Genomic DNA, 13,885 nt, shown 5'->3' with positions numbered 1-13,885 from the left:
ATTTTGGACAACCTCATATTTTGGTGCGCTTTATGGCCATTGATAAGCCAAAGGATTTGATTAAAGCCAAAAATATAGGTATCTCATGGATGGTTTTAACCGTATTTGGGGCTTTGAGCATCGGCTTGATCGGTATTGCATACCTTATGAAATTTGATCAAACAACCATGGTTGTTTTTGATGGTTCCAACCGTGAAGCTGAAACGATTTTCATTTATTTTTCAAGAACTTTGTTTCATCCTTTGGTTGGTGGATTTCTTTTGTCTGCAATTTTGGCAGCGGTGATGAGTACTATTTCATCACAACTTTTAGTAACTTCAAGTTCCTTGACCGAGGATATTTACAAAGCGTTTATTAAACCTAAAGCTACTCCAAAAAATTTGTTGGTTGCTAGCCGAGTATCTGTTTTGGTTGTTGCGGTGATAGCTTTGGCATTGTCATTACAGCCTCGCGATAGTATTTTAAATTTGGTGGGAAATGCTTGGGCTGGTTTTGGTGCCGCTTTTGGCCCACTGATACTTCTTTCTTTATTGTATAAAAAATCCAGTAAAGCTGGAGCGCTTGCAGGAATGTTAGTAGGCGGATTTACCGTTCTGATCTGGATTTATTTTGATCATCCTTTCAAAGATTGGTATGAGTTGATTCCAGGGTTTGTATTGTCGTTTATAACACATGTCGTGGTGTCAAAACTCACCTATAAACCAGATGCTGTTATTGATGCTGAGTTTGATAATGTAGATGATATTAAAAGAGAAATGATGAAGTAATTACGAAGTTTTATCATCATAATTACTCATGTTTTTCCTAAAATAGATATGCTATTGTTGCAATCGTCAAAAACTGCAAAAGACATCAAACAAGAATTTGCTAGAAACGTGTTTTTATAGTTAAATAAATGACGCTATACAATTCAAGAAGCCTATAATTATCTTAAAGTTTGTTAAAAAAATCTTATCGTTTGACGGTTTTAGGATTTAAAAATTAGATTTGTAACAAGAGGATTTCCTTAACCTAATAAACTACCGCTTAATGAAAAAAAGACATATTTTTTTCACGCTTATTATATGTGGAATAATTGCCCTTATTGTATATAGAATTAGTGAAAATTCAGAAAAGAGTAAACTTCAAAGTGCAAAACGGACCGTCAGTATTATGGGGGTTGAAGGGCAAATTTTAAAAGCCCAAAGATTTGCCGACAATATTAATCTTTCAGGAACTTTGGAAGCCAATGAAGAAATTGAGCTGAGAAGTGAGGTTTCTGGAATTATAGAAAATATTAATTTTGAAGAAGGCTCAAAAGTTTCAAAAGGTCAAGTTCTTTTTAACGTTAATGATATTGAACTTCGTGCGCAATTATCTAAAGTAAAAACAGCTGAAGAACTGGCCTCAGAAAATCAAAGACGTGCCAAACTTTTATTGGAAAAACATGCCATCAGTCAAGAGGATTTTGATATTGCTAATGCCAATCTTGAATCTACGCGTGCAGAATCGGAGTTGATTGCCGCACAATTATCAAAAACTACAGTACGCGCGCCATTTTCAGGAACCATCGGCCTGCGCTCAATCTCTAAAGGAACTTATGTGACGCCGGCAACGACCATTGCAAACTTGGTTAATACCAGTCAATTGAAGTTGACCTTTGCTATTCCTGAAAAGTATGCTTCGCAAATGAAAGTTGGTAATTCTCTGACTTTCACAACATCCAATTCGCAAGAAGAACACATTGCTAAAATTTATGCCATTGAACCCCAGGTTGATATCGCAACAAGAACTTTAAAGATGAGGGCTATTGCCGAAAATAAAGATGGCAAACTATATCCCGGAACTTTTGCTAATGTTGTTATGCCGCTAGAAGTGGTGAATGATGCATTGCTAGTGCCTACCGAAGCTTTAATTCCGATACAAAATGGAAAGAAAATATTCATTACACAAGATGGAAAAGCTAAAGAAGTTATTGTCGAAACTGGTGCCAGAACGGCTACTGACGTTCGTGTGCTTTCGGGGCTTAAAGTAGGTGACACTATTTTAACTTCGGGCGTGATGTCACTTAAAAACGGTACCGCAGTAAAAGTAAATTTAAAGAATTAATTAAACCAATGAGTTTATCTACCTTAAGTATTAAGCGCCCAGTACTGACCATCGTGATGAATTTGACCATCATGCTTTTTGGGTTTATTGGTTTTACGTATCTTGGCGTTCGGGAGTTTCCATCCATTGATCCGGCACAAATTTCGGTAAGTACCAATTATGCTGGTGCCAATGCCGATATTATCGAATCGCAAATTACAGAACCTCTTGAAAAAGCAATTAACGGTATCGATGGCATCCGAAATATAACGTCCTCAAGTAACCAAGGTTCTAGCAGGATCAATATCGAATTTAATCTTGATAAAGATCTTGAGGAAGCTGCCAACGATGTGCGTGATAAAGTGTCGCAGGCCATTAGAAGTTTGCCTCAGGATATTGATGCAGCACCTGTGGTTTCAAAAGCTGATGCCGATTCGCGTGCTATTATTTCCATGACCGTTCAAAGTGATAATAAAAACATTCTTGAACTTACCGATTATGCCGATAATGTCCTTGTACAACGTTTGCAAACTATTCCAGGAGTTAGTAGTGTGCAAATTTGGGGGCAGCGTCGTTACGCCATGCGTTTATGGATTGACCCTTTAAAATTGGCATCTTATGGTGTGACTGTTGCCGAAGTAAGACAAGCACTTTTAACGCAAAATGTAGAGTTGCCTTCGGGGAAGTTAACAGGAGCCAATACTGAGTTGAGCGTAAAAACCATTGGAAACTTATCAACAGAACAAGAATTTAATGATATTATCATTTCTGCCGATGGCGCAAAAGTGGTACGTTTTAGTGATATCGGGAATGCTACTTTGGAAGCAGAAAACATGGAAACCAAGTTGAGCGATTCTGGCCAACCCATGATTTCATTAGCAATTATACCGCAGCCAGGAACCAATTATGTAGCCATTGCCGAAGATTTTTACAAAGAATTTGACCGATTAAAAGAAGATTTACCTGCCGATTTTAAACTTAATGTCGTTATTGATGACACGTTGTTTGTAAAGCGTGCCATCACCGAGGTGGTAGAAACTTTACTGATTTCTGTGGTTTTGGTGATTTTGGTCATCTATCTGTTTTTCAGAAACTGGTCCATGGCCATGCGTCCGCTCGTTGATATTCCTGTCTCTTTAATTTCTACGTTTTTTATCATGTGGTTGTTTGGGTTTTCAATTAATGTGTTAACCCTTTTGGCAATTGTGTTGGCCACAGGTTTGGTGGTGGACGATGGTATTGTGGTGACCGAAAATATCTATAAAAAAGTTGAGGAAGGCATGTCGCCTATTGAAGCGGCCATTAAAGGTTCCAATGAAATATTCTTTGCAGTTATTTCTATTTCGGTCACTTTGGCTGCAGTGTTTTTGCCTGTTATTTTCCTTGAAGGTTTTGTTGGACGATTGTTTAGGGAATTTGGTGTAGTCATTGCCTCTGCCGTTATGATTTCGGCGTTTGTTTCTTTGACATTGACACCTATGTTAAATGCCTATATGATGCGGCCAGGAAAGCAAAAACGTTCTAAATTCTATAATTTTACCGAACGTTATTTTGTTAAAATGAATAATTCCTATGCCAATTCATTAGGTAAATTCATGACTAAAAAATGGCTAAGTTTCCCGATTTTGGTGGTTTGTCTGGTCATGATCGGCTTGTTTTATAGCTTGCTCCAAAAGGAAACTGCACCTTATGATGACCGTAGTTATATTGGGCTAAATGTCACCGCGCCCGAAGGTGCTTCGTTTGATTATATGGATCGGTTTATGGATGAAATCACAGATTTGATCAATGATTCCATTCCAGAGAAAAAAGTAAGTTTAGTAATTACTTCACCAGGTTTTGGCTCATCATCAGTAAATAGTGGCCGTGCCACAATTTCGTTGGTTGATCCGAGTGAACGTGACCGAACGCAAAAAGAAATTGCCGAAGATTTAACCCGATGGACCAGAGGTTATGAAAATGCGCGTGTCAATGTTTCTGAAACGCCAACAATTGCCGTAAATAGGCGAGGAGGAATGCCTATTCAGTATATTATCCAGGCACCGAATTTTGAGAAGCTTCAAGAAAAGATTCCAGAGTTTATGGAAGCGGCCGAAAATCATCCTGTTTTTGCCAATACCGATGTCAACTTAAAATTCAATAAACCCGAAATTTATGTGACTATTGATCGGAATAAAGCAAAAAGTTTAGGTGTTTCGGTTCTGGATGTTGCACAAACACTTCAGCTATCGTTAAGCGGACAGCGTTTTGGATATTTCATGATGAATGGAAAACAATACCAAGTGATCGGTCAGTTTGATAAAAAAGATCGTAATGAGCCGATGGACCTTAAATCGATGTACGTTAAGAATGATAAAGGGCAATTGATTCAAATGGATAATTTGGTGACTACTGAAGAGCATAGCAGTCCGCCACAATTGTATCATAACAACCGTTATATGTCGGCCACTGTATCTGCAAGTTTGGCTCCAGGAATGAGTATTGGTGATGGTATTGAAGCTATGGAAAGTATTAAGGCACAAGTTTTGGACGATTCTTTTTCAACCGATTTGGGTGGGGAATCTCGTGATTTTGTAGAGAGTAGCTCTAATACCATGTTTGCTTTTGGATTGGCATTATTGCTCATTTTCTTAATTTTAGCTGCACAATTTGAAAGTTTTATCGATCCGTTTGTGATTATTTTAACCGTTCCAATGGCCGTAGCAGGAGCGCTGTTTTCACTTTGGCTGTTTGGACAGACCTGGAATATTTTCAGTCAGATTGGTACGATTATGCTTATTGGATTGGTAACTAAAAATGGTATTTTGATTGTAGAATTTGCCAATCAACTTCGAGAAGAAGGCATGCCCAAACATGAGGCTATTGAGAAAGCTGCAGTAGCACGATTACGACCAATTTTGATGACCAGTTTAACGATTGCTTTGGGTGCACTGCCCATTGCCCTATCACTTGGTGCAGCTTCTGTAAGCCGTATCGGGATGGGAGTGGTTATTATTGGAGGTACTTTGTTTTCACTTGTTTTAACGTTGTTCATTATTCCAGCTATTTATATGATGTGGTCACGCGAGCGCAAACACCATCCAGAATTTGATAAAATTGAGAGTTATGGTAAGCTATAAATATTGGTCAATATATCTCGGTATCTATATAGGGTTTTTTACTTTTGAAACCCACGCACAGCACTTGTTAACACTTGAAGAAGCGGTAGAAATTACTTTAGAAAATAATTATGACATCCGTTTGTCAAGAAATACGCTCAAGGAGGATTCACTTAGTGTCAGTCCTGGTTATGCTGGTATGCTTCCTCGTGTTTTTGCTCAGGCATCTACAAATAATAGCATCCAAAATATTTCTCAAACACGATCGGATGGCAATGTTATTGAATTGGACAATGCCAAAAACAATAACCTTAGTTATGGTGTAGGATTGGACTGGACCATTTTTGACGGTTTGAGTATGTTTGCACGCTATGACCAACTTAAAGAACTTGAACAGCTTGGCAAGGCCCAATTGCAAAGTACGCTGTTAAATCGTGTTAGCGAGGTGATGATTACGTATTATGATTTGGTGCAACAACAGCAGCAATTAGTGGCTTTGGATAGTACCTTGGTCATTTCTGATCAACGTGTTGAACTGGCCGATAATCGCTATAAAATAGGTAAGGCCTCCAAATTGGAAGTACTCAATGCCCAAGTTGATTTTAATACCGATAAAACATTGTATATAAGACAAAAAGAGCTGTACATCAATACTAAAATTCGGTTGAATGAAATAATGGCGCGCGATTCAAATATCGATTTTAAAGTGAGTGATGAGGTGATGATTGTTACCAATTTACAATTGGATGAATTGGAGCGTTTAGCCGCCAATCAAAACCCCGAATTGCAGGCGCAACTGATTAATAAACGTATTTCGGAATTGCAATTGAAGCAAATCAAAGGAAATCGTTATCCGAGGATTTCGGCAACAACCGGATATAATTTTAGCGATTCGGAATCGAGTTTGGGATTTACAACAAAAAACAATGCCCAAGGTTGGAGCTATGGTTTTGCGGCCACTATTGATATTTTTAACGGATCCAATCAAAATAGAAATGAGAAAAAGGCCAAACTTCAAATAGACAATACGGCCATTGCCATAGAACAACAGACCCAAACGATAAAAACACAGTTAAACATGGCGTTTCAGACGTATTTAACCAATTTGAGTTTAATCGATTTGGAAACTAGTAATGCAGAAATTGCCAAAGAAAATTTAAATATTACCTTGGCTAAATTTAAGATTGGAACCATTCCGACCATTGAATTCAGAACAGCACAACTCAATTATATCAATGCAAGTCTGCGCTTGAGCAATGCCAAATATCAAGCAAAATTATCAGAAGTTACTCTAAAACAATTGGCTGGTAGTTTGACCTTACAATAATACAAAAATCAGTTTGATAATTTGATAAGTAATGACAGTATAAATTTTTGTTAAACCTGTCACAACCTATCTAAATTGTATGGCTTCCCGTTTCTTTTATTTACCTTTGCACCTTGATTTTTACGAATAATAAATAGTTTAACATTTTATTATAAGGGCATTCTATATTTCAAACGTCTTGTGGAAAGAGAAGTTGAAATTCATGATTTTCTTCTGTTTCAAATAGTGAATATCGCCTAATTAACACCATCAAAATGAGAAATATTTTTCTTTGCTTTTTACTGCTTTCCATAACATCGTTTACCACAAATGCTCAGGTCTTAGAGCCTGTGAAATGGTCCACTTCGGTCAAAAAAATATCAGATACCGAATATGAACTTATTACAAATGCCGTCATTGATAGAGGTTGGCATTTATATTCACAAATTGTCCCGGAGGACGGTCCAATTCCAACCACGTTTATTTACGAAACCGGTAAAGATGCCGAGCTTATAGGTGCTACTGTTGAGGAAGATGGCGTTACGGTCAATGATGTGGTTTTTAATATGATGATCAAGTTTTTTGAAGATACTGCCGAATTCAGACAGCGTATTAAAGTTATCAACAAAGAACTTTCTATCGTTAAAGGAGAAGTGGAATTTATGGTGTGTGATGACATTAGATGTTTACCACCAACTTACATCGATTTGGAGTTTGATCTGTCAAAAGCCAATGCCGATGGCAGTACGACATCGAGCGCATCTGATGCCGATAAAAGTGGTATTAATTTTCAAGCTCCAACAGATAATGACGCTGCAGATGCTTCAAACAATACTGTAGTTAAAGAAAATGTAGCTCTTAACAAAGAGGATAAAGATGCTGATACCAATGGTCTTTGGACCATTTTTATTTTAGGTATCGGTGCCGGACTTATTGCTTTGTTTACGCCTTGCGTTTTCCCGCTAATCCCAATGACGGTAAGTTTCTTTACCAAACAAAGTCAGAATAAAGCGCAGGGTATCAAAAATGCAATTATCTATGGGGTTTGTATTATCATTATTTATGTCATTCTTGGTACAGGTGTGGTTGCTGTTTTTGGTGCGAGCGCCATTAATGAGTTTTCTACAAGCGTAACCTTTAACTTGTTGTTCTTTATAATCCTTGTTGTTTTTGCGGTATCATTTTTGGGGGCTTTTGAGATTATGTTACCCAATTCATGGGCCAACAAAATTGATCGTAAAGCAGATAAGGGCGGTTATACCGGTATCTTTTTTATGGCTTTGGCGTTAGCTATTGTTTCATTTTCATGTACAGGACCTTTTGTAGGTAATATTATTGTGCTTTCTGCCACCTCGGGCGGTATTGCACCAATGATTGGGATGCTTGGGTTTTCATTGGCATTGGCATTGCCATTTGGTCTTTTTGCAGCATTTCCGGGATGGATGAATTCTTTGCCAAAATCAGGCGGATGGTTAAATACCGTAAAAGTTGTTTTAGGATTTTTAGAATTGGCATTTGCCTTTAAATTTTTATCACAAGCCGATTTGGTATTACAACTGCATTTCTTGGAGCGCGAGGTATTTATCGCCATCTGGATTGCCATTTTTGGAGCGTTGGCCTTTTATCTCTTCGGGAAAATCAAGTTGCCAAATGATTCGCCATTGACCCATATTTCTGTTGGACGATTAAGTCTTGGATTATTGGTGTTGAGTTTTACGATTTATATGATTCCAGGTCTTTGGGGTGCGCCACTTAATTTGATAAGCGCGTTCCCACCACCATTAGATTATTCTGAATCGCCTTATGGCGTTGGCTATTCCAAATCGGGCGGCGGCGGATTTGTTTCCAATGATTCACAAGAACTTCCTGACGGCGCACATCTTTTGGCACCACACCAAATTTTAGCATTCAATGACTATGATAAGGGAATGGCTTATGCAAAATCCGTTGGTAAACCGGTGATGTTGGACTTTACGGGATGGGCCTGTGTAAATTGTAGAAAGATGGAACAGCACGTTTGGCCTAATGATCAGGTGCTGAATGTCTTAAAGAATGAAGTCGTTTTGATTTCTTTATATGTTGATGATAAACGAAAACTGGAAGATCATGAAGTGGTAGAATCGCAATTGCGACCGGGTAAGCAATTAAAATATATTGGTCAGAAATGGAGTGAATTCCAAACCATCCGCTATAAAACAAATACCCAGCCTTTTTATGCGCTTATCGGCCATGATGAAGAAAACTTAAATGATCCTGTGGGTTATACACCCGATGCACAAGCGTATTTTGAATGGATGAAGGAAGGGTTAGAAGCCTTCCAAAAATAATACTAACGGATTGATTCTGAAAAATGAAAACCACTTCGATTTTGATTGAGGTGGTTTTTTTATGGCTTAAATTGATCTATTTTTATTTTCGACAATATCGTAAATGACGCAGATTTATTTAAATAGTGTCATAATAATTTGCGGTACTTCAAACTTGCTTTTTTAAGATTGTCAGAAAGTGTTTTTAGCCAGACCAACTGATTGGAAATCAGATAAGCTTCCTGAAGATGATGTAAGGTTTCAATATCTAATGTTGTTTCGCCTTTTTCAATCGCTTCATCACGCATTTTTGATAAGCTATGATAGGTTTGCAATAATTTTTCCTTTGCTTTTTCGATATCCATGGTATGGACCTCAGCAATGGCATCGACATTATCTAGAATTGAACAAGAGACTTGAAGCGTACTCGCAATTTTTAAAATTAGCGCATCAAATTCTTTTGAAGCGGGCGTGGTTTGATGGTTAATGATAAAACTTCCAATTGATGCAATAGCAGAAACCATGGTTTGGTTTAAAGTGACCATACCATAAATAAGCTGAAATTCTTTTTGTTTGGATTTTGGATCTTGCGTCAATCTTTGAAAAGCAGCATTCAAATTACTGATAGCCAAAAACGCTTCTTTTCGTGCTAATTTATAGCTAAGCTCATTTTCTTTTTTGTCATAATACAATTGCTGGGTCGCCAAAAGATATTTTCTGTTTTTATTCAAAGCATCAACAAGCACATTTTTTAAATTTAAAGCTTCCCAACTTGGCCATAAGGTATAATTGGCAACCACGGCAATACTGGCGCCAATCAGTGTATCAATAACCCGATATTGAATGACCTGAAACGCATCAGGATTGATCAATGAATACACAAAAACAATATTAATGGTGATCAAAGCTGCCGCCGATTTATAATTTTGTTGTATCAATGCAAATGATAAGGTTAGGGATATGATGGCCAAAACCGAATACACGACCACGTTTTGGGTGAGCAGGACAATGCCAATGGCAACTGCGGCACCAATGAGCGTTCCGATGGTTCGGTCTTTTGAGCGTTCTTTGGTCAATCCGTAATTAGGCCGCATAATGACGATGAGCGTCAGAAGGATCCAATAGGTGTTTTGAATGTCCAATAAAGTACCTAAAATAAAAGCAAACAAAAGTGCTGTGGTCAATCGTAATGAATGTCGAAAAAGTGTTGAGCTGAAACTCAGGTTTTCTGTGATAACATTGAAACGGTATTCTTCAAGTGTTAAAAACGGGCTTTTGTTTTGTCGTTTTAAGGATACTTTTGAAGCCTCATTAACATTGGCCATCACCCGATGGATGGCGGTGATGTCTTCAAAAATATGTTCTTGATAATCATATAGATTTCTGAGTACTAATGCGCCTTCGCGCGCTTTTGGCAAACCTATATCTTCAAGATATTGAGCTATATTATCTTTTGTTTTTGAAAGTGCATTTAATAAAGCATCATTATCAGGTACTTTATGATTTTGAATCAATACTTCTGATAAAGTTTTTAGATGTTTGCTCATCACCATATTCAATTTCCGGGACGCTTTCAAGTATTTCTTGTCGGCAAACAACCGATCAATTTCGGCATAATCAAGGTGTTTGGCCTCAATTAGTTCAAAAATATTAATGGCAGAAATAAGGATTAATAAGTGTTTTTCATCATAATACGATCGGCCTGAGCGTTTGCGTTCCAGTAAGAGTAATTCTCTTAAAGTTTCATGTTTTTCGTTGATATGATTTTGAAGAATAAACGCCTCTTGCATGAGTTGTTGGCGTTTTGTACGTCTGGTCAATAAACGCGCTCTTAATTTTAGGTAATCACTGGTAAGGGATAAAGTGTCTGATAAAAACTGGATTTCATCCTTTTTTGGAGCTAGTTTTCTAAAAAGAAAAGATACCAACAGATACCAAAGTCCGCCGCAACCCATTAACAGTACGTGGATAAAAATATCATGGGCGGTTTCTTTTTGAACGGCAAACGCTAGAACCATTGCCAAAAGTCCAGAAAAAGAGACCATAGATGCTCTAAATCCGTAAACCGAAATTAAGGATACACAAAACGAAATGATCGCAAGCGCGATGAGTAAAATGGGTATATAAGGTTTGCACAATAGGATGATTGCGGTAATAATCATTGTTAGCCCCGTGCTGATTAAAATAGCATTGACCTTTCGTTTTAAACTGCCAGGGACATCGCCGGGAGCGTTTAAAAAAGCGCCCATAACAATGGGGTGTGAATACTCAAAAAGGCCTAAATAACTGAGGATAACCAACGGGCTTACAACGGCAAAAGTTAATTTAACGCCTTTGTAAAAGTGGGAACTTTTTAAAAATATTTCGATGTTTTTGAGTTGTGCTTTCAATGGTTTTGTAATGTTTTACAAAGGTATATTAATTGATGAAGTGTATAAGGTTGTACAATGATTTTAATTATGCAGCATGGTTAACGAGCATAAAAAAACCACTTCATACAAAGAAATGGTTTTAAATGGTTGGCTTTTATTTTAGATATTATAATTCTGTTAATCTTTACTTCCCCAAGGTGCGCCAGGGGATTTTACTTCTTTGGTTAAATCAAATTTTACTGAAAATAAGCGGTCCGAACCTATTCTTCTGAGGTTATAGGTAAATGAAGTTTCATCTAGAGTTATCCACCACACATTATTGGAGGCATAACCAATCAAATCGGCTGTAAATTGATCGGCGGGAAAAAATTGAATACCAGGAAGTCCTGTGTTTGGACTGAGTCCGCCATATTGTGTTACCGCATCTTCCGAACCATCTTTCAAGCGGTGGTCGTGTTTTAGAAGGATTAAATTATCGGCATTCATTGTTAAAACCCAAGTTCGGGATTTGTCATCGCCCACAAAAAACGGAATTCTGATTTCGTTGTCGTTACAAGCGCGTACATGCATGATTAGTTTTTCGCCGGTAAAACCATCGCCTTCTTTTCCTCCGGATGCAATTTGGCCTTCATAAGATTTACCACAATGATTTTTTAAGGTCTCCCAGAATTGGACAGAACCAGGTGCCTCCTGAGCCATTAAATGGAACGGTACCACCAATAAAATAAAGAGAAGTTTTTTCATGGTTCTAATATAAGTGTTTAATTTTAGGTGAGCAAAAGCACTTCATATATATACGTTTTTGAGACTTACATAGAATTCGACAATGAACCTGAAACAATCATTCGCTAACGGGCTTTTTATTAATTCCAATTTTTTATAAAATCAGAAAAACATCTTTCGCAAAAAAAAGCGCAAAACACAAATCTCTCATTGTCAATTTGTTTCATTTATTTAGATAAAATGCTAAAATAAGCCAATTATAAATATTGTTTTTTGGATGGGAAGAAAAATGATGGTTTTATCGAAAAGTTTTAATTTTAATAAATGTGATGAAGTTAGGAAAATTTCATTAAAAGATTTAATTTTAAATCTTTCATTGATTGGCGGATACGTGGCTTTTGAACTTTAAAAAGGAGGTTCTTAAACTTACCACGATAAATAAAATGCTATTAATATTTCAGCGTTCATTTATTTTATGACTCATTGCTTAATGAGTTTGTAATGAGTTGGTTATTTCAAAATGTAGAATATGAATATGTATGAAATTAAGTGTTGTTATTCCCGTTTATAATGTTGATAAATATGTTGCTCAATGTTTAGATAGTGTATTGGATCAAAATTTTGAGTTCAATGACTATGAGATTATTGTTGTCAACGACGGATCCACAGATGGTAGTTTAGCAATTGTTCAAGACTATGCTAACAAGCATAAACATATTAAATTAATTGATAAAAAGAACGGTGGCGTAGGTAGTGCCAGAAATTGTGGCATGGATCACGCTCAAGGAACGTATATTTATTTTATCGATTCTGACGATTATTTAATCCCTAACAGTTTAAATGTTTTAGTTGACACTTGCGAACGCCATAAATTAGACGTTTTGACTTTTTTATTTACAATGTTTTCATCTGAATCTTCAGATGATGAGCGGGCGTTAGACCACATCAATTTAGAGGATTTTGTAAATGACCAAATGCTATCTTTAATTGTGTCTGGCGAAGAATATATGGCATATTATCCGTATCGAAATGAATCTTGCTTTCATCTTACAAATCGAGAATATGCAGAACGCCTAGAGTTAAGATATTTAGAAGGACATTTTTTAGAGGATGCTGAATTTAACGTTAGAACATTTTTAGGAGCAGAAAGAATTGCGCATCTTAAGTTTAATGCCTATCGGTATCGAAAAAACCCAGAAAGTATTTTGAACAAAAAAGAACCTAGCCATTATCTAAAATTTATCAGAGACATGCAAAGTGCGGCGAAGGATTTTGAACCAATTGTTAAATCTTTAGAACACAAAACGATTAATCCTGATTGTGTTGCGCGGGTTAAATCAATTCAGCAAGCAATCGTGTTTTTTTCAATGATACGAATGTTTAAATCTACAATGGCTTTTGAGGAAGTAAAATTGCGAATGCGTGAAATGCGGGCAATAAATGCTTATCCGTTAGATTCACTTTTAGGAAAAGACTACAATGGCTTGAAGTATCAAATCTTGGTGTATCTTTTAAAAACAGAAAGGAGATTTTATTTTTTCTTCAAAATTCTCAATCCAATTCTTAAACGCCATTAAAAATAACGCGTAGGTTTTGCTTTAATTGTTATTATGAGGAATCCCATTCCCGCGCGATTATATCCTTTGGTAACCTGAATGTTCGTAAGAAAACCTCTCAATTGAGAATGACACACTAAAACTTCACGGTTATGATTTTTTCACCTTAGTTTTTTCAAAAGATAGAATATTATGAAACAGGTTTTTACATTTATTTTATTGGTTGGTACTGTTTTTACATTAAATGCTCAAATCAGCACTAAAGAGGTTTATCTTATTGGTTATTAGTGAATTATTTCGTAGGTTTAGAGAAAAACCTTAAAAAAATTGTAATTATGAAAACAACAACAGCTATACTAGGCAAAGTATTAGCCTTACTAATGGTCTTGATACTGACCATAAATTATTCGTGTACTAAGCGCGACGACGACGATAACCAAGATGGCCATTTCACTTA

The 13,885-nt window shown here is 36.7% G+C and carries 8 protein-coding genes; 6 read left to right on the top strand and 2 right to left on the bottom strand.

Features of this window, described 5'->3' with window-relative positions:
• From VNJ50_RS00800 to VNJ50_RS00780, 5 genes are all read left to right on the top strand, one after another.
• Window positions 1-767, top strand: a 767-nt coding sequence (locus tag VNJ50_RS00800) for a sodium:solute symporter family transporter (protein ID WP_414652845.1), incomplete at its 5' end; no start/stop codon positions are given.
• 262 nt (window positions 768-1,029) lie between these two features.
• Window positions 1,030-2,088, top strand: a complete 1,059-nt coding sequence (locus VNJ50_RS00795; RefSeq protein WP_325578111.1) for an efflux RND transporter periplasmic adaptor subunit — start codon at window positions 1,030-1,032, stop codon at window positions 2,086-2,088.
• A gap of 8 nt (window positions 2,089-2,096) precedes the next feature.
• Entirely contained in the window at window positions 2,097-5,186 is a 3,090-nt protein-coding gene (locus VNJ50_RS00790) for an efflux RND transporter permease subunit (protein ID WP_325578109.1), read from the top strand.
• The gene (locus VNJ50_RS00785; RefSeq protein WP_325578107.1) at window positions 5,173-6,492 is read left to right on the top strand and encodes a TolC family protein; all 1,320 of its coding nucleotides are present in this window, start codon (window positions 5,173-5,175) and stop codon (window positions 6,490-6,492) included. The genes VNJ50_RS00790 and VNJ50_RS00785 overlap by 14 nt, the downstream gene beginning before the upstream one ends.
• A gap of 254 nt (window positions 6,493-6,746) precedes the next feature.
• Window positions 6,747-8,798, top strand: a complete 2,052-nt coding sequence (locus VNJ50_RS00780) for a protein-disulfide reductase DsbD family protein (RefSeq protein ID WP_325578105.1) — start codon at window positions 6,747-6,749, stop codon at window positions 8,796-8,798.
• A gap of 128 nt (window positions 8,799-8,926) precedes the next feature.
• Here VNJ50_RS00780 and VNJ50_RS00775 read toward each other — a convergent pair whose 3' ends face one another.
• Window positions 8,927-11,167, bottom strand: a complete 2,241-nt coding sequence (locus VNJ50_RS00775) for an FUSC family protein (RefSeq protein WP_325578103.1) — start codon at window positions 11,165-11,167, stop codon at window positions 8,927-8,929.
• Window positions 11,168-11,326: 159 nt separating this feature from the next.
• The gene (locus tag VNJ50_RS00770; RefSeq protein ID WP_325578101.1) at window positions 11,327-11,893 is read right to left on the bottom strand and encodes a hypothetical protein; all 567 of its coding nucleotides are present in this window, start codon (window positions 11,891-11,893) and stop codon (window positions 11,327-11,329) included.
• 518 nt (window positions 11,894-12,411) lie between these two features.
• On the opposite strand from VNJ50_RS00770, the gene VNJ50_RS00765 reads away from it, so the two are divergent.
• Window positions 12,412-13,449, top strand: coding sequence for a glycosyltransferase family 2 protein (locus VNJ50_RS00765; RefSeq protein WP_325578099.1), 1,038 nt, complete (start codon window positions 12,412-12,414; stop codon window positions 13,447-13,449).
• Window positions 13,450-13,885: the final 436 nt, after the last annotated feature.

The sequence above is a fragment of the Gelidibacter sp. genome (genome assembly GCF_035577925.1).
Taxonomy (GTDB): Bacteria; Bacteroidota; Bacteroidia; order Flavobacteriales; family Flavobacteriaceae; genus Gelidibacter.
Note: the sequence above shows the minus strand (reverse complement) of the source record. Positions and strands in the feature narration are given on the sequence as shown.

Excerpts from the sequence above, each read along its gene's own strand:
- VNJ50_RS00795 (WP_325578111.1), top strand. The coding sequence starts at position 1,030 with ATGAAAAAAAGACATATTTTTTTCACGCTTATTATATGTGGAATAATT.
- VNJ50_RS00790 (WP_325578109.1), top strand. The coding sequence starts at position 2,097 with ATGAGTTTATCTACCTTAAGTATTAAGCGCCCAGTACTGACCATCGTG.
- VNJ50_RS00785 (WP_325578107.1), top strand. The coding sequence starts at position 5,173 with ATGGTAAGCTATAAATATTGGTCAATATATCTCGGTATCTATATAGGG.
- VNJ50_RS00780 (WP_325578105.1), top strand. The coding sequence starts at position 6,747 with ATGAGAAATATTTTTCTTTGCTTTTTACTGCTTTCCATAACATCGTTT.
- VNJ50_RS00770 (WP_325578101.1), bottom strand. The coding sequence starts at position 11,893 with ATGAAAAAACTTCTCTTTATTTTATTGGTGGTACCGTTCCATTTAATG.
- VNJ50_RS00765 (WP_325578099.1), top strand. The coding sequence starts at position 12,412 with ATGAAATTAAGTGTTGTTATTCCCGTTTATAATGTTGATAAATATGTT.